16 protein-coding genes are annotated in these 23,526 nt (G+C 67.6%); 5 read left to right on the top strand and 11 right to left on the bottom strand.

Annotated features, from left to right (window positions below; translation table 11 throughout):
* Positions 1-53 precede the first annotated feature (53 nt).
* Together QTI05_RS13990 and QTI05_RS13985 are read left to right on the top strand one after the other, a co-directional pair.
* Positions 54-1,541, top strand: coding sequence for a rhomboid family intramembrane serine protease (locus tag QTI05_RS13990; protein WP_286622399.1), 1,488 nt, complete (start codon positions 54-56; stop codon positions 1,539-1,541).
* A gap of 8 nt (positions 1,542-1,549) precedes the next feature.
* Positions 1,550-3,286, top strand: a complete 1,737-nt coding sequence (locus tag QTI05_RS13985; RefSeq protein WP_286621825.1) for a dipeptidase — start codon at positions 1,550-1,552, stop codon at positions 3,284-3,286.
* A gap of 18 nt (positions 3,287-3,304) precedes the next feature.
* Here QTI05_RS13985 and QTI05_RS13980 read toward each other — a convergent pair whose 3' ends face one another.
* Both QTI05_RS13980 and QTI05_RS13975 read right to left on the bottom strand, forming a co-directional pair.
* Positions 3,305-3,853: a hypothetical protein gene (locus QTI05_RS13980; protein ID WP_286621823.1), complete on the bottom strand. Its 549-nt coding sequence runs from the start codon at positions 3,851-3,853 to the stop codon at positions 3,305-3,307.
* Positions 3,854-3,863: 10 nt separating this feature from the next.
* A complete protein-coding gene (locus QTI05_RS13975; protein ID WP_286621821.1) occupies positions 3,864-5,168 on the bottom strand; it encodes a tetratricopeptide repeat protein in 1,305 nt (434 codons plus the stop codon).
* Positions 5,169-5,252: 84 nt separating this feature from the next.
* Between QTI05_RS13975 and QTI05_RS13970 the strand changes: the two genes are divergently transcribed.
* Together QTI05_RS13970 and QTI05_RS13965 are read left to right on the top strand one after the other, a co-directional pair.
* Complete coding sequence (locus QTI05_RS13970) at positions 5,253-11,264, top strand: alpha-2-macroglobulin family protein (RefSeq protein WP_444812903.1); 6,012 nt, start codon at positions 5,253-5,255, stop codon at positions 11,262-11,264.
* Between the two features lie 60 nt (positions 11,265-11,324).
* A complete protein-coding gene (locus QTI05_RS13965) occupies positions 11,325-11,600 on the top strand; it encodes a DUF2277 domain-containing protein (protein ID WP_286621820.1) in 276 nt (91 codons plus the stop codon).
* Positions 11,601-11,638: 38 nt separating this feature from the next.
* Here the strand turns inward: QTI05_RS13965 and QTI05_RS13960 are convergent, their stop codons facing one another.
* The 6 genes from QTI05_RS13960 to QTI05_RS13935 form a co-directional block, all read right to left on the bottom strand.
* A complete protein-coding gene (locus QTI05_RS13960; protein WP_286545471.1) occupies positions 11,639-12,994 on the bottom strand; it encodes an MFS transporter in 1,356 nt (451 codons plus the stop codon).
* Between the two features lie 30 nt (positions 12,995-13,024).
* Positions 13,025-14,017, bottom strand: coding sequence for an amidohydrolase family protein (locus tag QTI05_RS13955; RefSeq protein ID WP_286621819.1), 993 nt, complete (start codon positions 14,015-14,017; stop codon positions 13,025-13,027).
* Positions 14,018-14,047: 30 nt separating this feature from the next.
* Positions 14,048-15,283 carry an acyl-CoA dehydrogenase family protein gene (locus QTI05_RS13950; protein ID WP_286657820.1) on the bottom strand — a complete coding sequence of 412 codons (1,236 nt, stop codon included), beginning with the start codon at positions 15,281-15,283 and terminating at the stop codon, positions 14,048-14,050.
* 73 nt (positions 15,284-15,356) lie between these two features.
* Positions 15,357-15,866, bottom strand: coding sequence for a flavin reductase family protein (locus tag QTI05_RS13945; protein ID WP_286545469.1), 510 nt, complete (start codon positions 15,864-15,866; stop codon positions 15,357-15,359).
* A gap of 160 nt (positions 15,867-16,026) precedes the next feature.
* A complete protein-coding gene (locus QTI05_RS13940; RefSeq protein ID WP_286621816.1) occupies positions 16,027-16,971 on the bottom strand; it encodes a LysR family transcriptional regulator in 945 nt (314 codons plus the stop codon).
* A gap of 107 nt (positions 16,972-17,078) precedes the next feature.
* Positions 17,079-17,285: a hypothetical protein gene (locus QTI05_RS13935; RefSeq protein WP_286545467.1), complete on the bottom strand. Its 207-nt coding sequence runs from the start codon at positions 17,283-17,285 to the stop codon at positions 17,079-17,081.
* A gap of 93 nt (positions 17,286-17,378) precedes the next feature.
* On the opposite strand from QTI05_RS13935, the gene pbpC reads away from it, so the two are divergent.
* On the top strand, positions 17,379-19,583 hold the full coding sequence (gene pbpC / locus QTI05_RS13930; RefSeq protein ID WP_286621811.1) for a penicillin-binding protein 1C: 2,205 nt from the start codon (positions 17,379-17,381) through the stop codon (positions 19,581-19,583).
* A 2-nt stretch (positions 19,584-19,585) separates the two neighbouring features.
* On the opposite strand, the gene cynS is transcribed toward pbpC, so the two are convergent.
* From cynS to QTI05_RS13915, 3 genes are all read right to left on the bottom strand, one after another.
* A complete protein-coding gene (cynS, locus tag QTI05_RS13925) occupies positions 19,586-20,029 on the bottom strand; it encodes a cyanase (RefSeq protein WP_286545465.1) in 444 nt (147 codons plus the stop codon).
* 417 nt (positions 20,030-20,446) lie between these two features.
* Positions 20,447-21,763, bottom strand: coding sequence for an ABC transporter ATP-binding protein (locus QTI05_RS13920; protein WP_286545464.1), 1,317 nt, complete (start codon positions 21,761-21,763; stop codon positions 20,447-20,449).
* 25 nt (positions 21,764-21,788) lie between these two features.
* Entirely contained in the window at positions 21,789-23,516 is a 1,728-nt protein-coding gene (locus QTI05_RS13915) for an ABC transporter permease (protein WP_286621810.1), read from the bottom strand.
* Between the last annotated feature and the right edge of the window lie 10 nt (positions 23,517-23,526).

Here is a 23,526-nt window from a genome sequence, read left to right as displayed (position 1 = left end):
CTGAGCGACCCGATCCCCAGGACAGCCGCGTGGTTTCGGCTACGCTCCTACCTGTGTTCTATGCCATCCCCCTCGAAAGCAAGCCGACCTGGCGCAACCCGCCGTGGCTCACGGTGCTGCTGATCCTCGTCAACGTCGCAATCTTCTTCGGCCCGCAGCGCACCGAGGAAAAAGCCGAGGCACGCGCCACCGCCCACTATCTGTCGAGCCGCCTGCCCGACTGGGAACTGCCCCCCTTCGTCACCCATCTGGAGCAAACCGGCAGCCGCTTCGCAAAGCAGGCGCGCGAGATGCTGCGACGCAAGGTCGGGCGCGACCAACTGGTCGATCTGATGCGCACCGAGCGCAAATTCGAGGCCAGGCTCCAGGCCGATGCCGTCATCACCCCCACCGACCCCCGCTATGTCGAATGGAAGGCGCGGCGCGCGGAGTACGAAAGCATGCTGCCCGCCTCCTTCACCCGCCGCTGGTCGATGGACTTCGCCGAGGGCGCGCCGCTCGAGCCGGTGACGTGGCTGACCTCGGCCTTCCTGCATGGCAGCACCGGCCATCTGGTCGGCAACATGCTCTTCCTGTTTTTGTTCGGCTTCACGGTCGAGTTGGCGCTCGGTCGCACGACCTACCTCGGCTTCTATGTGCTGGCCGCCCTCGGCGCGTCGGCAATGGCCGTGTGGGCCTATGGCGGGCGCGGCAGCTACGGCCTCGGCGCCTCGGGCGCCATCGCGGGGCTGATGGCCATGTACGCGCTGATCTACAAGCTGCGACGCATCCGGTTTTTCTACCAGTTCTTCTTCTACTTCAACTACGTCACGGCGCCAGCGCTGATCCTGCTGCCGGTGTGGATGGCCAACGAGGTGGTGCAGCACATGAGCGGCGAAACCGGCGTCGGCTACATGACCCACCTGGGCGGGCTGCTCACCGGCACGCTACTGATGCTGTTGTGGCCAGCCGCACGGCGCAGCCAGCCGGTGCAGACTGCGGCCCCGCCCGACCCGTTCGACGGGCACGTCGAGCGCGCCACGCAGTTCGGCAAGCAGTTGCAGTTCGACCGCGCGGCCACCGAATGGCAGGCCGCCGCCAAATTGCGGCCCGACCACCTGCCCACATTGCGCGCGTTCTTCAACACAGCACGGCTGCAGCCTTCGGGCGATGCGTTCCACCGCGCGGCGAAACTGATTTTTCGCCTGCGCGACAGCAGCGAGCACACGACTGCGTTCCAGCACGAGAGCTACAAGGTTTACCTCGACCAGGCACGCCCTTCGGTACGCCTGTCGCCGGGCGAGATGGCCCGGCTCGCGAGCCGCTTTGCACGCGCCGGCCATTTCGACGACGCTCGCCGGCTGTGCCAGGCGCTGCTTTCCAGCGCGCCGGGCCATGAGGGCGCGATCGATGCGCTCACGATGGTCGCGTCCTGCCAATGGCAGGCCGGCCAGCGCGAGCAGGCCCTGAGCTGGTTGCCGCAACTTCAGAAGCTGGCGCCCGACCATGCCGTGACGCGCATGCTCGACCAGGGCCGCTCGCTCCAACCGCTGTCAACTTGATGCACGCCATGAACCCAACGCCATTGGCCATCCTCTCGCTCGCGATTGCTCTCGCCTTGTCCACACAGCCGGCCCTGGCCGACACGCTCAAGAAACCCGCGCTCGACAAGCTGGCCGCGGCGCAACAAGCCCAACCGGCGCGCGATTTCAACGCGTTCCTCGATGCCGCCGCCAAGGCCAACCCGACGCTCAAGGCCAGCGTGGCGGCCTACCGCAAGAAAGCGCCGCTGCGGGGCGACGCACTCACCAACATCAGCCGGCTGCTCGGCCTGTACAACCGGCTGCAGAACCAGGACGCAGTGATCGCCACCATGGCCCGCATGGTCGCGATTCCCACCGTGCGCGACGACCGCATTCCGCCGCACGAGAACAAGGCCATCATCGAATTCGGCACGCTGGTCGAGGGCATGGCCAGGGACTTCGGTCTGCAATACCGCAACGTCGACAACCGCATCTTCGAGGTCAAGCTGCCTGCCAACACGAAAACCGGCAAGGACGAGTTCGGCATCCTCACGCACGCCGACGTGGTGCCCGTCGTGGCCGACGAATGGGTGCTGGACGACGGCACCCGGCTCGACCCGTTCAAGCTCACGCGCGTGGGCAACAACCTCTATGGCCGCGGCACCATCGACGACAAGGGCTCGATCGCCGCCGTGCTCTATGCGATGAAGACGGTGAGGGAAAGCGGCCTGCCGCTGGACCGCACCATCCGCCTGATGATCGAGACCACCGAGGAAACCGGCGGCGACGCGATGAAGTACTACCGCAGCAAGACGCCACTGCCCGACTACAACATCGTGCTCGACAGCAAGTACCCGGCGGTGGTCGCCGAAAAGGGCTCGGGCGCGCTCAAGGTGTTCTTCCCGGTGGAAGCCACCGATGCCGGCACCACTGCCATCGTCGCCATGGCGGGTGCCGCGGCCGCCAACACGGTGCCGCAGAACGCCACAGCGAAGCTCAGGGGCGGCGACCTCGCCGCCGCGGCCGCGACGCTCGACGCGGCCAAGGCCAGCTTTGTGCAGGCCTACGAAAGCCAGGGCGGCAAGTTCAGCATCGACGTGGTGAAGGGCGCGGACAGCGTGGACGTGAAAGTCACCGGCGTCTCGGCGCACGGCTCCCGGCCCGAGGAAGGCGTGAACCCGCTGCCACGGCTCGCGCTGTTCCTGCGCGAATCCGGGGTGCCGCTGGCCAACAACCACTACGCCAGGGCCGCGAAGTACCTCGGCGACCTCTATGGCACCGGCTACCTGGGCGAGAAGATGGGCCTGGGCTACCGCGACGAGTTCATGGGCCCGCTGACCTTGTCGCCCAACCTGATCCGCGAGAAAGACGGCAAGCTCGAAGTCACGACCAACGTGCGCATGCCGCGCGGCAGCACGCCGGACGATCTCAAGAAAGCCGTGGCGGGCCGCATCGACGCCTGGGCCACCGCCAACCAGGTGAAGCTGGCGATCAGCCACGAGCAGGGCGACTGGATGGCGCGCGACCCGAAGGGCGCATGGCTCTCCACGCTGCTCAACATCTTCGGCGACACCACCGGGCTCCAGGCCGAGCCCGTGCCCACCGCCGGCAGCACCACGGCCAAGCTGATGCCCAACGCCATCAACTTCGGCCCGGCCATGCCGGGCAAGAAGTACACGGCGCACAACGCCAAGGAGTTCAAGGAGGTGGCCGACCTCGACGCCGACATGCAGATGTTCACCGAAATGCTGCTGCGCATCGGCAACCTGAAGCAGATGCAGTAGCCGCGGCCGCGGCCGCGCTCAGGCCCGACCCAGCACCTCGAGCACCCGGCCGTCCCCGATGAACGCGCCGCCGACCAGCATCCGGAAGGTGGCGTCGCGCTGAAACCGCGGCAGCGCGACCGTCGGCGTCAGAAACTCGACCTGCAGGGCGTGCGCCTTGCCGCGGCGAACGGTGTCATCGGGCCGCACGAACCAGCGCGCCGTAAAGCCGTCGTTGCCGACCACCAGTGCACAGTGGTGTTCGCCTGCGGCGATCGGCGTGTCTTCGATGGGCAGCTTGGCCTCGCGCAGCGTGAGCTCGACCCAGGCGTGGGGATTGAAGGTGCCCGCTGGACCGAAAACCGCCGGCGCCGGACCGGTTGGCCCGGGCGGAGCGGGGCGCCGCACTTTCGCGACCAGCCACGCCACGATGTTGCCGATGACCGGGAGCCACAGCAGCATCAGCAGCGTGCCGATGTCACGCAGCATCGATGCCGGCGGCGCGAACTGCCGCAACAGCGCGCCGCCCACGGCGATGCACAGCAGGACGATGACGATGAGCTTGCGCCGGGCCTGGATGCGGGTCACAGGGTCACCGTCAGCCGGCGAGCTTGGCGCCCCGGGTGGTCGGGTCGTCGTCGCGCAGCAGCCAGCTCACCTCTTCGGTTTGCGGCGTCTTCGGGTAGCGTCTTTTCATGGTCTGCAGGATCGGCATGGCCATGTCGCGCCGGTCCAGGCCCTGTATCAGCACGCGCGCGGCCAGTTCGTAGGCATCGGGAATCGCGGCATGCCCGGCGTTGCGCTTGTCGAAGCCCTTGAGCAGAGCCAGCGCAGCGCGTGCGTCACCGGCGCGCCATTGCAGGCGCGCAAAGCTCACCACATGGGCCGGGTTGTCGCAGAGGAACTGCGGATCCTTGCCGATGCAGGTCTGGTACACGGCGAGCGCTTCGGTCTCCAGCTTGCTGTACATCAGCAACTCGATGAAGCGCTTGCCATGGCGCAGCAGGTCGTCGGTCTTGCTGGACACCGCCAGCACCCGGTGGTAGCGGCGCTGCGCATGCAGGTCGCTCTCGGCCCCACGGGCCGCGTCGTAGGCAATGCCCACGGCGTTGTCGATCTCGCCATGCTCGACCATGTCGGCCACGTGCGCGTCGATCGCGCGGGCCTCTTCCGACACATCACGCTCGCCGGGTGTGGCCTGCGGCACGAAGCGCAGGTCGATGCCGAGCTCATCGTGGTACTGGTACATCGCATAGCCGAGCAGCGCCGACATGGCCCAGCTGAAATAGATCAGCACGAAATTGATCAGCGGCAACAGCATCCAGCGGGCAACCAGCGGTGCCAGCAGCGGAAGCGCGATCTCGGCGCCGCCGCTCAGGAAGAACAAAAAGGCCCAGAGCGCAACATAAGGCCAGCCCATCGCGCGCATCACCGAAAACCAGAGCGCCGGGTTGAGCGATTGGCCGAGGCTGGCCGTCTGCACCAGCACCACCGCGATGGCCGGCAATGCAAAGGACACGACCGCCCAGCCGGCGATGGCGAGGTTCTTAGAAACGTAGGCCAGGCCGCCGATCAGGAAGCTCATCACCAGCAGGATCGCGAACAGCTTCCATGGCAGGTTGACCAGGTCCGGGTCGCGCTGCGGCGGGAAGTCCCGGGTGCGCAGAAAGCCCTGCGAACTGAGGTGGATGACCTTGAAGCTGTAGCGGCTGGCCGCGAGCAGGATGCCCAGCTCGATCAGGAAGATCGCGAAAGGCAGCGGGATCACAAAGACGAGCAGGCTGCACAGCGAGAGCACCAGCGCATACAGCAGGGGCTCCCACTGCAGCGGAAACAGAAAAAACCGCGGCAGGCGCTGCCAGAAAGGCGTGATCGGCGCGGCACGTGAGCGCGTTGGTGTCATGGATCCTCTTCCTCTTGTTCTTCACCGGAAGTGTATCGAGACGTGAACAAGTTGCGATAACCTCCCAGCGCACAGGAGAGACCGTTGAACACTTACAACACCTACAAGAACCTTGCCGCCGCAGCCCTGCTGGCCGGCCTGTCCCTCGGCGCCCAGGCGCTCCAGATCACCAGTCTCACGCCGCAAGGCGAGGTGGCGCGCGTGCGGCAGATCGTCGCCAAGTTCGATCAGGCCGCCGTCACCTTCGGCGATCCGAAGGCGCCCGCGCCGCTCACCGTGAGCTGCAGCGACGCGCAGGCCGGCAAGGGCACAGGCCGCTGGACTGGCGAGAAGCAATGGGTGTTCGACTTCGAGAACGACCTGACGCCCGGAGTGCGCTGCAGCGTCACCCGGGTTGCGGGCTTCAAATCGGCCTCCGGCGCAGAGCTGACGGGCGTGAGCAGCTATCAATTCAATAGCGGCGGCCCGTTCGTGCGCAGCATCCGCCCGGGCGGCGGGCGCATCGACGAGCAGCAGTTCTTCGTGCTCGAACTGAACGGCGCGGCCAGCAGCCAGACCTTGCTCGCCAATGTGTGGTGCCAGGCCGATGGCATCGGCGAGCGCATTCCGGTGGTGGCACTGACCGAGGCCGAGCGGGCCGCGCTGCTGAAATCGATGGGCGCGACCGAGCGCGCGGCCAAAGATCCGCTGCGTTTTGCCGCGTTGCGATGCAACCGCACCCTGCCGCCTTCGGCCAAGGTGCAACTGGTGTACGGCACCGGCGTGGCCACACCCTCCGGCATTGCCAACAAGGTGGAGCGCCGCTTCAACTTCCAGGTGCGCGAGCCTTTTGCCGTGTCGTTCAGCTGTGAACGCGAGAACGCACAGGCCGCCTGCCTGCCGCTGCGGCCGATGTCGCTGTCGTTCAACGCGCCGGTGCCGCGCAAGCTGGCCGCGCAGATCGTGGTCAAGGGCGGCGGCAAGAGCATCGCGCCCAAGTTCAACGACGAGGGCCAGGCCGATGCCGAAACGCTGGTCGATTCGGTCACTTTCCCTGCGCCCTTCCCGGAGCAGACGCAGTTCACCATCGAGCTTCCGGCCGGCTTCAAGGACGAGTCGGATCGCCCGCTGGCCTCGCCCACGAGCTTTCCGCTGAAAGTGTCGACGGGTGCCATGCCGCCGCTCGCCAAGTTCGCTGCCTCGCCGTTCGGCGTGGTCGAGCGGCTGGCCGAGTCGAACGGGGTGGCGCTGATGCCGGTGACGGTGCGCAACGTGGAGCCCGCGCTCAAGCTGCAGGCCCTGACGCCCGGCAAGGTGAGCGACCTGAACCCGAAGACCGACGCCGAGATCATTGCCTGGTTTCGCAAGGTGCGGCGCTACGACAGCAGCTATGTGGTCGACCGCAAGCTGGCCGCACGCGATGTGAAGGGCGTGCTGCCCAAGGTGATCGACAAGGACGACAAGACCAGCGTGCAAACGCGCATGCTCTCGCTGCTCGACGGCCAGGCCGGCGTGAAGACGCTCGACATGCCCAAGGCCGAAGGCGGCGCGCCCCGCCCGTTCGAAGTGATCGGCATTCCGCTGACGCCGGGCTTCCACGTGCTGGAGATCGCCTCGCAAAAGCTGGGCGATTCGCTGCTCGACGAGCGCTATGGCAACGGCCGCACGATGTACGTGCGCACCAGCGCGCTGGCCACCAACCTGGCGGTGCACTTCAAGCTGGGCCGCGAGAACGCGCTGGCCTGGGTGACCACGCTCGACAAGGGCAAGGTCGTGGCCGGTGCCGCAGTGCGCGTGTCGGGTTGCGACGGCAAGGAGGTGGCTGCAGGCACCACCGATGCCAATGGCATCGCGACGCTGAAAGGCATCTCGTCCGAAGCACCCACGTGCGCGGGCAACGGTGACGGCGACTACGGCGGCAATGCCTACTTCGTCAGCGCCCGCGCGACCCTGACCGGCAAGGATGCCGGGAACGAAAAAGGCGTGGAAGACCTCGCCTTCACCTGGAGCGACTGGCAGCGCGGCATCGAGCCCTGGCGCTTCAACGTGCCGACCAGCATGCAGCCGGAGCCCGACAGCATTGCCCACACCATCTTCGACCGCACGCTGCTGCGCGCCGGCGAAACGGTGTCGATGAAGCACATCATCCGCACCCAGACCAGCACCGGCTTCGGCCTGCCGCCTGACCTGCCCGACACGCTGGTGCTCACGCACACCGGCAGCGGCCAGCAGTTCACGCAGGACCTGAAGTGGCGCAAGACCCCGACCGGTGGACAGAGCGCCGAAAGCATCTTCGCGATTCCGCCGGCGGCCAAGCTCGGCGCCTACGAGGTGATGCTGCGCACCGGCAAGGAAAAGGCCGACGAGTATGAAGACGGCCGTCGCACGAGCTTCGCCACCGGCCAGTTCCGCGTGGAGGAGTTCCGCCTGCCGGTGCTGGAAGGCCGCGTTGGCCCGACCGACAAGAAGCCGCTGGTGGCCGTGACCTCGGTGCCCACCGACGTGCAGATCAACTACGTGGCCGGTGGCGCCGCCGCCAACCTGCCGGTGCGCGTGTCGGCGCTGGTGCGCGGCAAGACGCCGAGCTTCAGCGACTACGACATGTTCAGCTTTTCGCAGCCGCAGAAGTCCGATACGGGTGCAGCGGCCAGTGCCGACGAGGAAGCCACCGCCTCCGACGATGCCCGCGTGGTCGCGGACAAGCTGCCCACGACGCTCGACAAGAACGGCGCCGGCAAGGTCACCATCGACAAGCTGTCGTGGGCCAAGGCCCCGCGCGACCTGCTGATCGAAGCCACCTATTCCGACCCGAACGGCGAGGTGCAGACCATCCGCAGCACGCAGACGCTGTGGCCTGCGGCGGTGATCGCGGGCGTCAAGACCGAAGGCTGGGTGTCGACCGACAAGAAGCTCAAGTTCCAGGCGCTGGCGCTCGACCTCGCCGGCAAGCCGCAGGCCGGCGTCGCGATCGACGTGCGCGCCGTCGCGCGCATCACCACCACCAGCCGCAAGCGGATGGTGGGCGGCTTCTACACCTACGACAACAAGACCGAGACCAAGGATCTCGGCAGCGTCTGCAGCGGCAAGAGCGACGCGCGCGGGCTGCTGCTGTGCGATGCAGCGCTCAAGGAAGCCGGCCAGGTCGAACTGGTGGTGAGCGCGAAGGACAGCGAAGGCCGCACGAGCCTGGCCGCCAGCTCGGTGTATGTGACGAAGCAGGGCGAACTCTGGTTCGGCGGCGAGGACAACGACCGCATCGACGTGCTGCCTGAAAAGAAGAGCTACCAGCCCGGCGAGGTCGCCAGGTTCCAGGTGCGCAGCCCATTCCGTTTTGCAACCGCGCTGGTGTCGGTGGAGCGCGAGGGCATCATCGAAACGCACGTGGTGCAGCTCAACGGGCAGGACCCGACCGTGAGCCTGCAGGTCAAGGCCAGCTGGGGCCCGAACGCCTACGTGAGCGTGCTCGCGCTGCGCGGCCGCCTGCGCGACGTGCCCTGGTACAGCTTCTTCACCTGGGGCTTCAAGGCGCCACGCGAATGGTGGACGGCCTTCTGGTACGAGGGCAAGGAATACGTGGCCCCGACCGCGCTGGTCGACCTCAGCAAGCCAGCCTACCGGCTCGGCCTGGCCGAGATCCGCGTCGGCACCAAGGCCCACCAGATCGACGTGACGGTGGCGAGCGACAAGCCCGGCTACCCGGTGCGCGGCAAGGCGCAGATCACCATCACGGGCAAGCTGCCCGACGGCAAGCCCGCGGCGGGCGCCGAGGTGGCGCTGGCCGCGGTCGATCAGGCCCTGCTGGAGCTGATGCCCAACACCAGCTGGAACCTGCTCGATGCGATGCTGCAAAGGCGCAGCTGGGGTGTGAGCACGTCCACCGCGCAGATGGAAATCGTCGGGCGCCGGCACTATGGCCGCAAGGCCGTGCCCGCGGGCGGCGGTGGCGGCAAGGGCCAGACGCGCGAGCTGCTCGACACGCTGCTGCTGTGGAACCCGAAGGTGGTGCTCGACGCCAACGGCCAGGCCGTGGTGACGGTGCCGCTCAACGATGCACTGACGACCTTCAAAATCGTGGCCGTGGCCGACATGGGCACCGGGCTGTTCGGCACCGGCCAGACCAGCATCCAGGCCACGCAGGACTTGCAGATCATCAGCGGCCTGCCGCCGCTGGTGCGCGAGGACGACCAGTTCCGCGCCCAGATCACGCTGCGCAACACCACGCAGAAGGCCATGAACGTGCTGGCCTCGCCGCGCGCCACCCTGCTCACGATGGAGCCGCAGACGGTCGAGATCCCAGCTGGTGAAGCGCGTGAACTCGCGTGGAACGTGACGGCGCCGGCGCAACTCGCGCAGACGCGCGCCGAAGCCATCCTTTGGGAGATCGAGGCCAAGGACACCATCGGCGGTGCGCGCGATGCGCTCAAGGTGCGGCAACGCATCATCCCGGCCGTGCCGCTCACGGTGCAGCAAGCCACGCTGGTGCAGATCGACGGGCCCTTCACGCTCGACGTGGCGCCGCCCGCAGACGCCCTGCCCGGCCGTGGCGGCCTGAAGATGAGCCTGCAACCCAAGCTCGCCGAAGGCCTGCCCGGCGTGCGCGACTGGTTCGCGGCCTACCCCTTCAGTTGCCTCGAACAGAAAACCAGCAAGGCGGTCGGCCTGCGCGACGCGAAGATGTGGCAAGGCGTGCTCGCGCAGTTGCCGAGCTATCTCGACAGCGACGGCCTGGCCAACTACTTCCCGCCGCGCGACGGCGAGGCGAACCGCGGCAGCGACATCCTCACCTCGTACCTGCTGGCCGCCACGCACGAAGCGGCCGCGCTCGACCCGGCCTTTGCCCTTGCCGACGACGTGCGCGCGCCGATGGAGCGCGGGCTGATCGCCTTTGTGGAAGGCCGCATCCAGCGCGAGTTCTGGAGCCCGCGCAAGGATCTGGACCTGCGCAAGCTCGCTGCCCTCGAGGCGCTGTCGCGCTATGGCAAGGCGCAAGGCCGCATGCTCGGCAGCATCACGATTGCGCCGAACCAGTGGCCCACCAGCGCGGTGATCGACTGGCTGCAGATTCTCAAGCGCGTGCAGGACGTGCCGCAGCGCCAGCAGCGGCTCGACGAAGCCAGCAACGTGTTGAAGGCACGCCTGAGCTACCAGGGCACCAAGCTGATCTTCAGCACCGAGCAGGACGACTACCTGTGGTGGCTGATGACCAACAGCGATGTCAACACCGCACGCCTGCTGCTGGCCGTGATGGACGACCCGGGCTGGAAGGACGACATCGGCAAACTCGCCAACGGCTTCATCGGCCGCCAGCAGAACGGCGCCTGGCACACCACCACGGCCAACCTCTGGGGCGGGCTCGCACTCGACAAGTTCTCCAAGGTGTTCGAGAGCACGCCGGTGGCCGGCATCACCGCCGCCACGCTCGGCGCGGCGAAGGCGCAGGTCGACTGGAGCAAGGTCGAACGCGTGAAGACCAGCGACGCGGCCGGCGCGCCGAACCAGACCACCTTCTTCGGCGCTCCCGCGTCGCCCGGCAACCTGCGCAACAACAGCATGTTCCTGCCGTGGGCCTCCGCAACAGGTTCGGCACCGGTGCGCGACACCTTGCTGGTCACGCAGCAGGGCGCCGGCAAGCCCTGGCTCACGCTGCAGTCGATCGCCGCCATCCAGTTGAAGGCGCCGTTCGCGGCCGGCTATGCGATCAAGAAAACCATCGCGCCGGTCGAGCAGGCAACAGCCGGCAAGTACACGCGCGGCGACGTGCTGCGCGTGACGCTCGAGGTGAACGCCAGCGCCGACATGACCTGGGTGGCGATCACCGATCCGATCCCCGGCGGCGCCACCATCCTCGGAAGCGGCCTCGGCCGCGACTCGCAGATCGCAACCCAGGGCGAGAAGAAAACCGGCGCCGGCTGGCCCGCCTTCGAGGAGCGCAGCTTCGAGGCCTTCCGCAGCTACTACGAGTACCTGCCCAAGGGCGTGGTGAAGATGGAATACACCGTGCGCCTCAACAACGTCGGCGATTTCGCGCTGCCGCCGAGCCGGGTCGAGGCGATGTATGCGCCGGAAATGTTCGGCGAGGTGCCGAATGCGCGGGTGAAGGTGGAAGCGGCGAAGTAGTTGCACCGCGCCATCGCGGCACTACCATCGCGAGGAAATCGCCCACCTCGCGGAGCCGCCATGTGCCGAAACATCCGAACCCTCTTCAACTTCGAGCCGCCCGCCACGGAGCAGGAAATACGCGATGCGTCGCTGCAGTTCGTGCGCAAGCTCAGTGGCTTCAGCTTGCCGTCGAAGACCAATGCCGAAGCCTTCGACCGTGCCGTCGAAGACGTGGCAGCGGCGGCGCGCACGCTGATCGCGTCCCTCGTCACCACGGCCGAGCCGCGCGACCGGACGGTCGAAACGGCGAAGACCAAGGCCCGCTCGGCCGCCCGGTTCGGGGCGGCCGGATAGCGGCCCCCACGAATCAGGAAGTCGCGCAGGGCTTACTGTCATCCATGCACGTGCAATGGCGAGGCCTCGCGCACAGGCGCCGTCCGACCCGCCAGCGACGCGATCGCAATGGCCGCGACGATCGACGCGCAGCCGATCAGCACGAACATCGGCATCGGCCCTGCGGAGACCTGCTGCAGCGTCCCCACCACGAACGGGCCGAGGATCGCGCCGATCCGCCCGACGCTGAGCATCATGCCGACCGCCGTCGCACGCACGCTGGTGTCGAACGAGCGCGCGGTGAAGTTGTTCAGCACGTACTGCGCACCGATCACGAAGAAGCCGGCAGCTGCCGTGCACACGATGTTGACGGCATGGCCATCCAGGAAGACCAGCGCGAGCACCGAGAGCCCGCCCAGCGCCCACCAGGTCGCCAGCACGCTGCGGCTCGAGCCCCGGCGGTCGGCCAGGTACCCGCAGGCCAGGCCGCCGACGAAAGACATGACCTGCATCAGGGCGCCGAATCCGAAGCTCGCGGCGAAGGTCTCGCCCCGTTTCATCATCACGGTCGGAATCCAGCCGGTGAGACCGAAGATGCAGAACAGGCTCAGGAACGCGGCCAGCCAGATCGTGAGCGTGGTGCGGCGGTTTTGCGGCGTCAGGAGTGCAGCCACCGGATTGCGCTGCGTGGTGGATCCCGTCACCACCAGGCGTGCGTTCCGGTAGGCCTCGGCACGTTCGGGGCGCAGGCGCGTCAGCAGCGCCCGGATGTCTTCGATGCGGCCCTTCAGCGCCAGGAACTTGACGGACTCCGGCAGGCAGAAGTGCAGCGCGATGGTCAGCGGGATCGACAGCGATCCGATCCAGTACAGCACCTTCCAGCCGAAGATCGGCGTGAGGAACACGCCCACCAGGCCGGCCATCGTGCCGCCCAGGGCCCAGCCGAACGCCACGCCCCACAACGAGAAGGTGTTGGCCACGCGGCGCGGCGCAAGCTCGTTGATGTAGGTGGTTGCGAGGGGCAGCAGCACGCCCAGGCCGAGGCCGGTCAACACACGCAGGGTGCAGAACGAGGCGAACGAGTCGCCCAGTAGCGGTGTCGCCAGCGTGAAGATGCTGGTGATCCAGAGGCCGCCGAGCAGGGTCACCCGCCGTCCCATGCGATCGGCCACGATGCCATGCGCGGCCGCGCCGATCAGGAAGCCCACCAGTCCGCTGGATACAAGAAAGCCGGCCTGCCCTGGCGCAAGGCCCCAGGGGCCCGCCACGTAGTGGATGACGTAGGCCGGGTTGAAGGTGTCGTAGCCGTCGAACAACGTGAGCGTCGCCATCATGACGCCCAACCACTTGTGCAGGCGGCCGACCTTCGCTTCGGCCAGCTCCTCGTTGACGTCGATATTGACGTTATTGGTCATGTCTGTCTCCTTTGTATTTGATGCGTGCTGCTAGGTCGAAAGGGATGCGTCCAGTCCGAACAATTCGATCGCGTTGGTGCGGCCGATCTTTTCGCGGTCGCGTTCGCTGATGCTGGCTGCGTCGAACCAGTGGGCGGCATGGTCGACGTTCTCGAACGGCCAGTCGGTCGAGAACAGGATCCGGTCGGCACCGATCTCCAGGATCGCGTCGATGAGCGTCTGCGTCCGGAAGTTGCCCGAAGTCGTGAGGTAGAAGTTCTCGCGGAAGTACTCGGCAATCTTGCGGCGCGCCGGGTAGGTGGGCGGCGTGCCGATCCAGGCATTGCGGTTGTCGATGCGCCACATGCTGTACGGGAGTCCCTCGCCCATGTGGCCGAGGATGATGGTGAGCTTCGGGTACTTGTCGAACAGGCCGCTGCACATCAGGCGCAACGCATGCACTGCCGTCTCCTGTCCGAACCCCCATGTCGGGCCGAGCAGCCAGGGGTGCCCGTCATAGATCCTTGCGTCGACCGGCAGCGGGTTGCGCGGATGCAGGTAGAACGGCACGTCGAGCTTTTGCACGACTTCCCAGAAGGGCCAGTAGCGGGCGAGGTCGTAGTAGACGGCCGACTTCCCGTCGCCGACCTGGGAGAACCCGTTGACCAGCGCGCCCTTGAAGTGAAGATCCCTGACGCAGCGCTCGAGCTCGCGGGCCGCCAGATCGGGGTCTTGCATCGGCAGCGCCGCGAAGGCCTGGAACCGGTCTGGCCGCCTGGCGACCTGCTCGGCCAGGAAGTCGTTCGCGCGGCGCGCGACGTCGTTGGCCCGCGCGGTGTCGGGTATCGCCTGAACGGCCGGTGCGTTGAGCGACAGCAGCATCATCTGCATGCCGTTGGCGTCCATTTCGCGCAGGCGCCGATCGTGGATGTCGAGCAGGCGCGCGCGCAGTTCCGGCCAGTGCGTCTCCGGCGCGAAGCCCGCGGAGTCCATCACGGTTTCTTCGAGCGCGAAGTGCTCTTCCAGTCCAATCTTTCCTTGCATGTCCAATCCTTGGGTGAGAAACGTCTGCTGTCAGTACTGGCCCTTGGGCTCGAGGCCGAGCGCAATCTGCCCGGCCATGGTTCCCACCGCATCCCAGTTCAGGCTGATGTGGCGACCCACGGCGTTGGCGTCGCGCCAGGCCCGTTGAACCGGGTTGGACATCGCGAGCCCTTGCCCACCAGTGGAAGCGTTCAATGCCTCGGCACCGCGGATGGCGAGCGACACCGCGAACGCCTGCCCGCGCCGGCTGGCAATGCGGTGTTCCACCGTGATCTCCTCGCCGGATCGGGCCGTGCCGGCCCGCAAGCGCAGATCGCGCAACAAGACCTCGCGGGCCGCATCGATGCTCGCCCCCGCCTCCGCCACGCGCAGCTGGATGGTCGGGAACTCCGCCATCCGGCTGTTGCCTCCAGCGACCGCGCCGCGCGTGACGCGCTGGCCCGTCACCTCGAGGTAGTCGTCCAGCGCACCGGCGGCAGTGCCCACCGCCGTCGCCGCCAGGCACGAAGGGATGTTCGACAGCATCGGAATCCTGAAGCCGGGGTTGTCGTGCAACCTGCTGCCCGGCGTGCGGCCGCTGGTCGTTTCGCGAAAGGTGAGGATCCGGTGCGCCGGCACGAACACGTCGTCCAGCACCAGCGTCTTGCTGCCGGTTCCGGCCAGGCCGACCACGTCCCAGGTGCCGTCGATGACGTAGTCGGTCGCGGGCACCAGGAAGAAGGCAGGCCCTGGCGCCGGTTCGCCCTCGCGGGCCGGCAAGACCGACGCGCACACCGCCCACTGGGCGCCGTCGCAGCCGCTCGCGAAAGCCCAGCGTCCGCTGAGCCGATAGCCGTCAGCCACCGCGACGGCTTTTCCGGCCGGCGCATAGGAGCCGCAGACCGCCGCGTCCGCATCGTCATCCCAGACATCGCGCTGCGCCTTGGCATCGAAGCTGGCGACGAGCCACTGGTGCGCAGCGTAGAGGCCGTAAACCCATGCCGTCGATGCGCAGGCGCGGCCGAGCTCCAGCACGAGTTCGACCAGCAGGTCGAAGTCGTATTCGTGGCCTCCAAACTTCGTCGGCTGAACCACCCGGTAGAGGCCTGCCTCGCGCAGCGCGTCCAGATTCTCTGCAGGGATGCGTCCGAGCCGCTCGGTTTCGCCGGCTCGGGCCTTGATGGCAGGCAGCAGGGCCTTCATCCTCGCAAGGAGTTCGGCCGGCGCCGGACGCTGCACGGACGACTGGAGGGTCTGAGGAATCTCACGGGAAAGGACGCAGGACATGGAACCACCTGTTGGTAGGAAGTAAAAAGAGAGAGGGGCAAGTTGTGCGGCGCATTCGGCGCCGCGGCGCGCGTCAGGGCGCGGGGCTGGTCACGCAGTACGCGGCATCCTGGTAGACCAGGGGCGCAATGGCATCGCGCAGGCCGACATGCTCGACCTGGCCCACCAGAATGGTGTGCGTGCCGTACGGAATGGCGGCGGCCTTGCGGCAGAACAGGTTGGCCTGGGCGTCGGCAAGGTACGGAATGCCGTCCTCGGTGCGCGACCAGGTGCCCAGCGCGAAACGTTCCTCGGGCGCCACGGCGCCGCTGAAGGCGGCCGACAACTCGACCTGCTCGCGGTGCAGCACGTTCACGCAGAAGCGCCGAGCACGGAACATGATGTCGTGCAGCAGGGTCTTCTGATTAAGGCAGATGAGGAGCGATGGCGGACTCATCGAGAGCGAAGTCACCGCCGTGGCCGTCATGCCATGGCGACGCTCGTGGTCGGCTGCAGTGATGATCGTCACTGTCGAGGCGAATCGGCGCATCGCGGCCCGAAATGCGGCGTCGACCTGCTCTGGCGCTACCGTCACAGTATTCATTTTTGTCTCCTGGGCCGACCTCATGAACGAAGCGGGTCGACCTCTGGCGGAAACTTTATGCGGCGGCATTGAAACTGGCCAATGCAAAGATTGCAGCTTCAAAATGCACGCCATCGATGACCTGGCCATCGCGCACAGCGCCACGAACCAGCGCGCGCGACTAGGTGCCCGGTGCCGCTTCCTGTGCCGGGGCGCCGCTTGCCTCCGCAGCCGCGCCGATGGCGACGAGTTTTTGCCGGAGCCAGCGGTGCTGCGGGCTTTGCTGCAGGCGGCGATTCCAGATCAGCCGGAAGCCGACGCGCGGCACTGCAAACGGCAGCTCCATCCAGACCAGCGGCGCCGACTGCGCGAAGACGCGGGCCGCACCCCGGGTCACGGTGGTGACCATGTCGGAGCGTGTCAGGGCAATCACCGCGGCCAGGCCATGCGGCAGGCGCATCGCGATGCGCCGGCGCAGCCCCTGGTCGGTCAGCGCGGAGTCGACGAAGTCGTCCGGCGCGCCGCTCATGCTGACCAGCAGGTGCGGCGCCTGGAGGTAGCTCTCCAGCGTCAGCGGTTCGGCGGCGAGGGGATGGTCCGCGCGCATGACGCAGACGTGGCTGTCCTGCAAAAGGGCGCAGGTCATGAACCGATCGGGCAGGCCGCGAAAGAAGCCGATGCCGATGTCGGTGCGCCCCTGGTCGATGCCGTTGAGGATGTCGTCGACGGAGCCCGGCCGCACGCTCAGCGAGAGCTGCGGCGCCTCGGTCCGGATCTGATCGACGAGTTGCGGCAGGATGATGATGGTCTCGTGCGTTTCGACGCCGATCTGGATTTCGCCCTGCGCCTCGGCCGGAACGAATTGCTCCGGCATCAGTGCCATCTCGACACTTTGCAGCGCGATGCGCAGCGGGCCGAACAGGCTCAGCGCCCGTGCCGTGGGCTCCATGCCGGTAGGGGTGCGAACCAGGATCTCGTCACCCAGCAGCTTGCGCAACCGGTCCAGCGCATGGCTGGTGGCCGACTGGCTCAGGCCGATGCGCTCTCCCGCACGGCGCACGCCACGCTCCTCGATGAGTGCCTCCAGCACCACCAGCAAATTGAGATCGATCGAACGAAGATTCACGAACCAGCCCCGCAGCGGAATGAATGCCTTTGACGGCCGCTACTGTAAGGCTGAGTCGGTTCGCGCCGACCGGGTACCGGCCCGGCAGCGAGTGCCGGGCAGATCGTTCAGCGGTTCGGGTTGTTCGGCGCGCGGTCGTAGCGGTTCGGAATGCCGTCGCCATCGCGATCGCGGTCGGCCCGGTTCGGCACGCCATCGCGATCCCGGTCGCCATAGCCACGTTGCGGCGGCGGCGGGCGGCCTGGATCGTAGGGAACGGCAACGCAGCCAGCGAGGGCAGCCGAGGCAGCAAGCAAAAGCACGAGTTTTTTCATGGCATCTCCAATGAACGGATAAACCATGAAAATGCCTGCGTCGGCGCTGCGGCGTAACAGCCCAAGCGCCCGACTTCAAGTAGGCCCTGTCCCATGTTCACCCGCCCTTCCCGCCGCTTCGCGCTCTCTTTGGCCATCGTTTTGATGGCTGCCGGCGCGCGTCCGGCGGGCGCTGCAAACACATTCGACGAGGTCAAGCGCGCGTTTCGGCCATCCGACACGCAGGTGCTCGACCGCGACGGCGAGTTGCTGCAGCGGGTGCGCACTGATGCCGCGGTGCGGCGCGGCCAGTGGGTGGCACTGGCCGACGTGTCGCCGGCCCTGCGCACGGCGATGCTGCTGAGCGAGGACAAGCGCTTCTACGAACACAGCGGGGTCGACTGGCGCGCCGTATCGGCCGCGGCCTGGGGCAACCTCTGGAACACGCGCACGCGCGGCGCCTCGACCATCACGATGCAACTGGCCGGCCTGCTCGACGAAGACCTGCGGCGTGGCGCGGGCGGCCGAAGCCTCACCCAGAAGGTGGGCCAGACGATCGACGCGCAACGGCTCGAGCGCAACTGGCGCAAGGAACAGATCCTCGAGGCGTACCTCAACACGGTGCCGTTCCGCGGCGAGATCGTCGGCATCGACGCACTCTCGCGCACCTTGTTCGGCAAGGCGCCGAGCGGGCTCGATGCGCGTGAGGCCGCACTGGCCGCAGCGCTGGTGCGTGCGCCCAACGCGAAGCCGGCGCAGGTGGCGCAGCGCGCCTGCGAGGTGCTGCGCACGATGGAGCCGAACCGTGCCAGCGCCAGCGCCAGCAAGGCCGATTGCGAGGCGATGGACATGTTCGCCAGCGCCGCGGTGCAGCGCCGCGCGTTCGACCCGAGCGAAGGCATCGCGCCGCATCTGGGCCGGCGCGTGGCGAAGGAAGCGCCGGCCGGGCAGCACAACAGCGTGCGCACCACCCTGCGCGCGCCGCTGCAACGCTTTGCGCTCGGCACGCTGCAACAGCAGTTGCGCGAGTTGCGCGGCCGCCATGTCGAAGACGGCGCGCTCGTGGTGCTCGACAACGCGAGCGGCGAGGTGCTGGCCTGGGTCGGCTCGTCCGGCCCGCTGAGCCAGGCGGCCGAGGTCGACGGCGTGCTGGCGCAGCGCCAGCCCGGCTCCACGCTGAAGCCGCTGCTCTATGCGCAGGCGATCGCCGAGCGGCGGCTCACGGCCGCATCGCTGCTCGACGACTCTTCCGCCCAACTCAACACCGCCAGCGGCCTCTACATTCCGCAGAACTACGACCGCCAGTTCAAGGGCCATGTGTCGGTGCGCACCGCACTGGCCTCCTCGCTCAACGTGCCGGCCGTGCGCACGCTGGTGATGGTGACGCCCGAGGCCTTCGCGCGCCAGTTGCGCGCAGCCGGCCTGCCGCTGCGCGAAGGCGGCGACTACTACGGCTACAGCCTGGCGCTGGGCAGTGCCGAGGTGTCGTTGCTGGCGCTGACCAATGCGTACCGCACGCTGGCAAACGGGGGGCGGTATTCGGAGACGCGCGATGTGGTGGTGGCAGGGGGAAAGAGCCCGGCTCAGGCACTCGATGCGCGGGCCGCGTTCATCGTCGGCGACATCCTCAGCGACTCGAACGCACGCGCGCGCACCTTCGGGCTCGACAGCGTGCTCGGCACCCGTTTCTGGACCGCGGTGAAAACCGGCACCAGCAAGGACATGCGCGACAACTGGGCCATCGGCTGGTCGCAGCGTTATACGGTCGGTGTGTGGGTCGGCAACGCGAGCGGAGCGCCGATGTGGGACGTGAGCGGCACCAGCGGCGCCGCGCCGGTCTGGGCCGAGGTAATGCGCTTCTTGCACCGGCGCGAACCGAGCCGCGCGCCCGTACCGCCGGCCGGGCTGGTGCAGGCAAAGGTGGCGTTCGGCAGCGGCGGCGCGGATGCCGGGCCGCTCGAAGCGACGCGCAGCGAGTGGTTCCTGCAAGGCACCGAGCAGGCGCTGTTCGCGATCGAACCCGCCGCGGGCAGCGCCATCGCCCGCATCACCACGCCGGCAGACGGCACCATCGTTGCGCTCGACCCCGACATTCCGCCGAACCGGCAACGCCTGCGCTTCGAAACCGACGCGCCCGGCAGCGGGCTGCAATGGCGCATCGACGGCAAGACCATTGCGCGCGGCGCCAGCGCGCAGTGGCTGCCCTGGCCGGGCCGGCATGCGGTGCAACTGGTGGATGCCCGCGGCCAGCTGCAGGACGAGATCCGGCTGGAAGTGCGCGGCGCCGGGGTGCGCGCCGGCGCGGCCAGGCCTCAGTAGCCTCAGTAGCTCTTGTACGGCAGGAACTTGCCCGACAGCACCACGTTGACGCGGTCGCCTTTCGGGTCGGCCTCGCGCTGGATGTCCATGCTGAAGTCGATCGCGCTCATGATGCCGTCGCCGAACTCTTCGTGGATCAGCTCTTTGATGGTGGTGCCGTACACGCTCACCACCTCGTACCAGCGGTAGATCAGCGGGTCGGTCGGCACGGCGGTGGGCAGCGAGCCCTTGTAGGGCACGACCTGCAGCCACTTCTGCTCTTCGCTCGTGAGGCCGAAGATCTTGCCGACAACCTTGGCCTGGGCCGCATCGAGCGTCATCTGGCCCAGGCAGGCTGCGGTGACCCACTCTTTGGAGAGGCCGACCTTCTTCGCGACATCGGCCCATTGCAGGCCCTTGGCCACCTTGACGGTGATGATTTTTTCGGTGACGTCGTTGCGGTTCATGGGCGGATGCTCCTGTGGAATGGGTGTGGTGATTGGTGGATGACCAAAGCGCTTCTGTCTCGATATGACGGGCAAGCAACAGGCGTGCCGTACGCTCACGACAGGCGTACAGATCCTTTGCGTTTTGGGGCGGGCCGACGGCGGCGGGTGGCCCCTTCCGCGAATGTCCCCCGGGCTTCGCCCTCCTCCTTTATTTCGCTGCAGGGGCCACCCACCACCATCGGCCAGGGCACGCTCTGCTTGTTCAGCGCGAAACGGTCACGCCGCTTCCAGGCTCAGGGCGGCGGGGCACGCTGCGCAGCGAAATAAAGGAGGAGGCCGCAGGCCGGGGGACATTCGCGGAGCAGCGTGCCCCGCCGCCCTGAGCCCGCCCCGGAACCTCAGCGCCCAGATCTCGCAGAGCGCGTCTTGGCGCCCCTAAGCGGCCGGCGCGCTCGCCACCGGTGCGTCCGGTTCGGGCAGATGGATCAGGCCGGTGTGGAAGTCGTACTCGAACACCTCGCCGTAGCGGCCCCACTCGATCGCGGTGCGCAACACGCGCTCGGCTTCGGCCGCGTCCATGCTCTCCCGCAGCAGTGCGAGGAACGGCTCCTCCGGCAACTCGCCGGAGGCATCCTGCTCCAGGCTGTGGCGGATGTGCGCCGCCAGCGGCACATGCTCCAGCAACTGCTGGCCGAACAGGCGCTGGCGCGCCATGTGCAGGCCCTCCACATAGCGGCGGCCAAGCGGCGTCAGGAACAGGTCGCCGTCGGCCAGGCGCGCCAGGTTGAGCAACGACAGCGCCTGTGCGTTCGGCAGCAGATCATGGTCGGCCAGCCCGGATTCTTCCGCCAGGCGCGGCAGGTCGGCGCGGCCCTGGAATCCGTTCTCCGCCAGCAGCTCCAGCAGCGCTTCCATGTGACTCACGTCGCCGTCCGGCAAGCGATCGGTCAGGCTGGCACGCGCAGGCCCCGGCGCGGCGCGGGCGCCTGCACCGGCTGTCATCAGCGCATAGATTTCATCGACCAGCATGCGCACGTCGGGGCTGTCGGCATCTCTCGGGCGCGGCAGGCTGATCGCCAGTTCCACCCGAACGCGGCCCGGATCGCTCGCGAAGATCAGCACCCGGTCGGCCATGAGCACCGCCTCTTCGATGTTGTGCGACACCACCAGCATCGACTGGGTCGGCATCGCGCCGCTGTCCCACAGCTTGAGGATGTCTTCGCGCAGCCGCTCGCCGGTCAGGACATCGAGCGCCGAGAAAGCCTCGTCCATCAGCAGCACCTCGGGCTCGACCACCAGCGCACGCGCAATGCCCACGCGCTGGCGCATGCCGCCTGAGAGCTCGCGCGGCAGCGCACCCTCGAAACCCGCGAGGCCGATCAAGGCGATGGCCGCTTCGGCCCGGCGCGCGCGCTCGGCTGCAGCCACGCCGCGCGCCTCCAGGCCGAGCTCGACGTTCTGTTGCACGGTCAGCCAGGGGAACAGCGCAAACGACTGGAACACCATCGCGATGCCGCGCGCCGGTGCATAGAGCGGCTGGCCGCGGTAGCGCACCTCGCCCGCGTCCACGCCGATCAGCCCAGCCAGGATGCGCAGCAGCGTCGACTTGCCGGAGCCCGAAGGCCCGAGCAGCGCGACGATTTCCCCGGCGTGAAGCCGGAAGTCGACCTGCTCCAGAACCGGCCGTGCAGCGCCGTCGGCCGAACGGAACGACTTGCCGACGCCGGTGAGTTCAATGATCGGATTGCCCATTTTTCTTTGAAGGTACGGCGGATGCTCAGAAATGCATCCGGTTTTCGGCGAGCTGGTAGAGCTTGCGCCACACGAAATGATTCAGCGCCATGACAAACACGCACATCACGCCGATGCCCAGCGCGATCCGCGGAAAGTCGCCCACCGCCGTCATGTGCGCGATGTAGCTGCCGAGGCCCCGTGCCTGCAGCGTGGTGTCGCCCCAGGTCACGTACTCGGCCACGATGCTGGCATTCCACGAGCCGCCGCTGGCCGTGATGGCACCAGTCACGAAGCTCGGGAACACCGCCGGCAACAGATAGCGCCGCCACTTCAGCCAACCGCTGAGGCCGAGGTTCTGCGCGGCATAGCGCAGCTCCGTCGGCACGCTCGATGCACCGGCGATGACGTTGAACAGCACATACCACTGCGTCCCCAGCACCATCAGGGGCGAGAGCCACACATCCGGATTGAGCTGCCAGCGCACGATGAAAAGCACGGCCACCGGAAACATCAGGTTGGCCGGAAAAGCGGCCAGAAACTGCGCCGCCGCCTGCAGCCGGCCGGCCCAGCGCGGATTCATGCCGACCCACACGCCGACCGGCACCCAGACCAGGGCCGCCAGTGCAACGAGAACGAGGACGCGGCAGAGCGTGTAGAAGCCAAGCCCGAACACGTGCGCCGCTTCGCCCCACCCGACCTCGGTGTGGATGAAGCGCACCAGCCAGATCACCGACAGCAGCACGGCCGCGGCGAGCAGCGCGTCGCCGACACGCGCCACTGCCGTGCCCGCCTTGCGCGGCCGCGCGCGGATCGAAGTGCCGTCATGCCGGCGGCGGAACCACGGCATGGTGCGGTCCAGCAAGGCAGCGACCCCGCTTCCGACGAGACGCAGGCGGTCCGTGCGGCGCAGCCAGGTCAGCAGCCAGGAGTCGGGCGTGTCGCCGCTACTGCCCTCCTCGAAGCGGAACTTGTCGGCCCAGGCCACCAGCGGGCGGAAGAACAACTGGTCGTACAGCACGATGCCGATCAGCATGCCCAGAATGGCCCAGCCGATGGCGCCCAGGTCGCGGGCCTCGATCGCCAGGGCGATGTAGGAGCCCACGCCCGGCAGCTTGATGTTCTGGTTCGACACCGAGATCGCCTCCGACGCGACCACGAAGAACCAGCCGCCCGACATCGACATCATCATGTTCCACAGCAGCCCGGGCATCGCGAACGGCAACTCCAGCCGCCAGAAGCGCTGCCAGCCCGACAGCTGGAACACATCGGCCGCCTCGCTCAGCTCGGCCGGCACCGTGCGAAGCGACTGGTACAGGCTGAACGCCATGTTCCAGGCCTGCGAGGTGAAGATCGCGAAGATCGCCGCACACTCCACGCCCAGCAGGTTGCCGGGAAAGAGCGCGATGAACGCGGTGACGGTGATCGACAGGAAGCCCAGGATCGGTATGGACTGCAGCACGTCCAGCAACGGCACCAGCACCCGCTCGGCAGCCCGGTACTTGGCCGCCAGCACGGCGAACACGCACGCGAATACCAGCGACGCACCCAGCGCAAGGAACATCCGCAGCGTGGTCCGCAGCAGGTAATACGGCAGATGCGAGGGGTCGAGGCTCAGCGGCAGCGCCTGGCCGAGCTCATACGGCCGCGCCATCTGCGCGCCACCGAAAGCCAGGCCGAACAACAGCGCTAGCACCAATGGCAGCAAGGCCCAGTCCCACCGGTTGCCACCGGCCTCCACCACCTGGCGCGGGAAGAAACGTTTGTCGATCATGGTTGTCGCG

Origin of the sequence: Variovorax fucosicus (genome assembly GCF_030316825.1) — a bacterium.
Classification (GTDB): domain Bacteria; phylum Pseudomonadota; class Gammaproteobacteria; order Burkholderiales; family Burkholderiaceae_C; genus Variovorax; species Variovorax fucosicus.
Note: the sequence above shows the minus strand (reverse complement) of the source record. Positions and strands in the feature narration are given on the sequence as shown.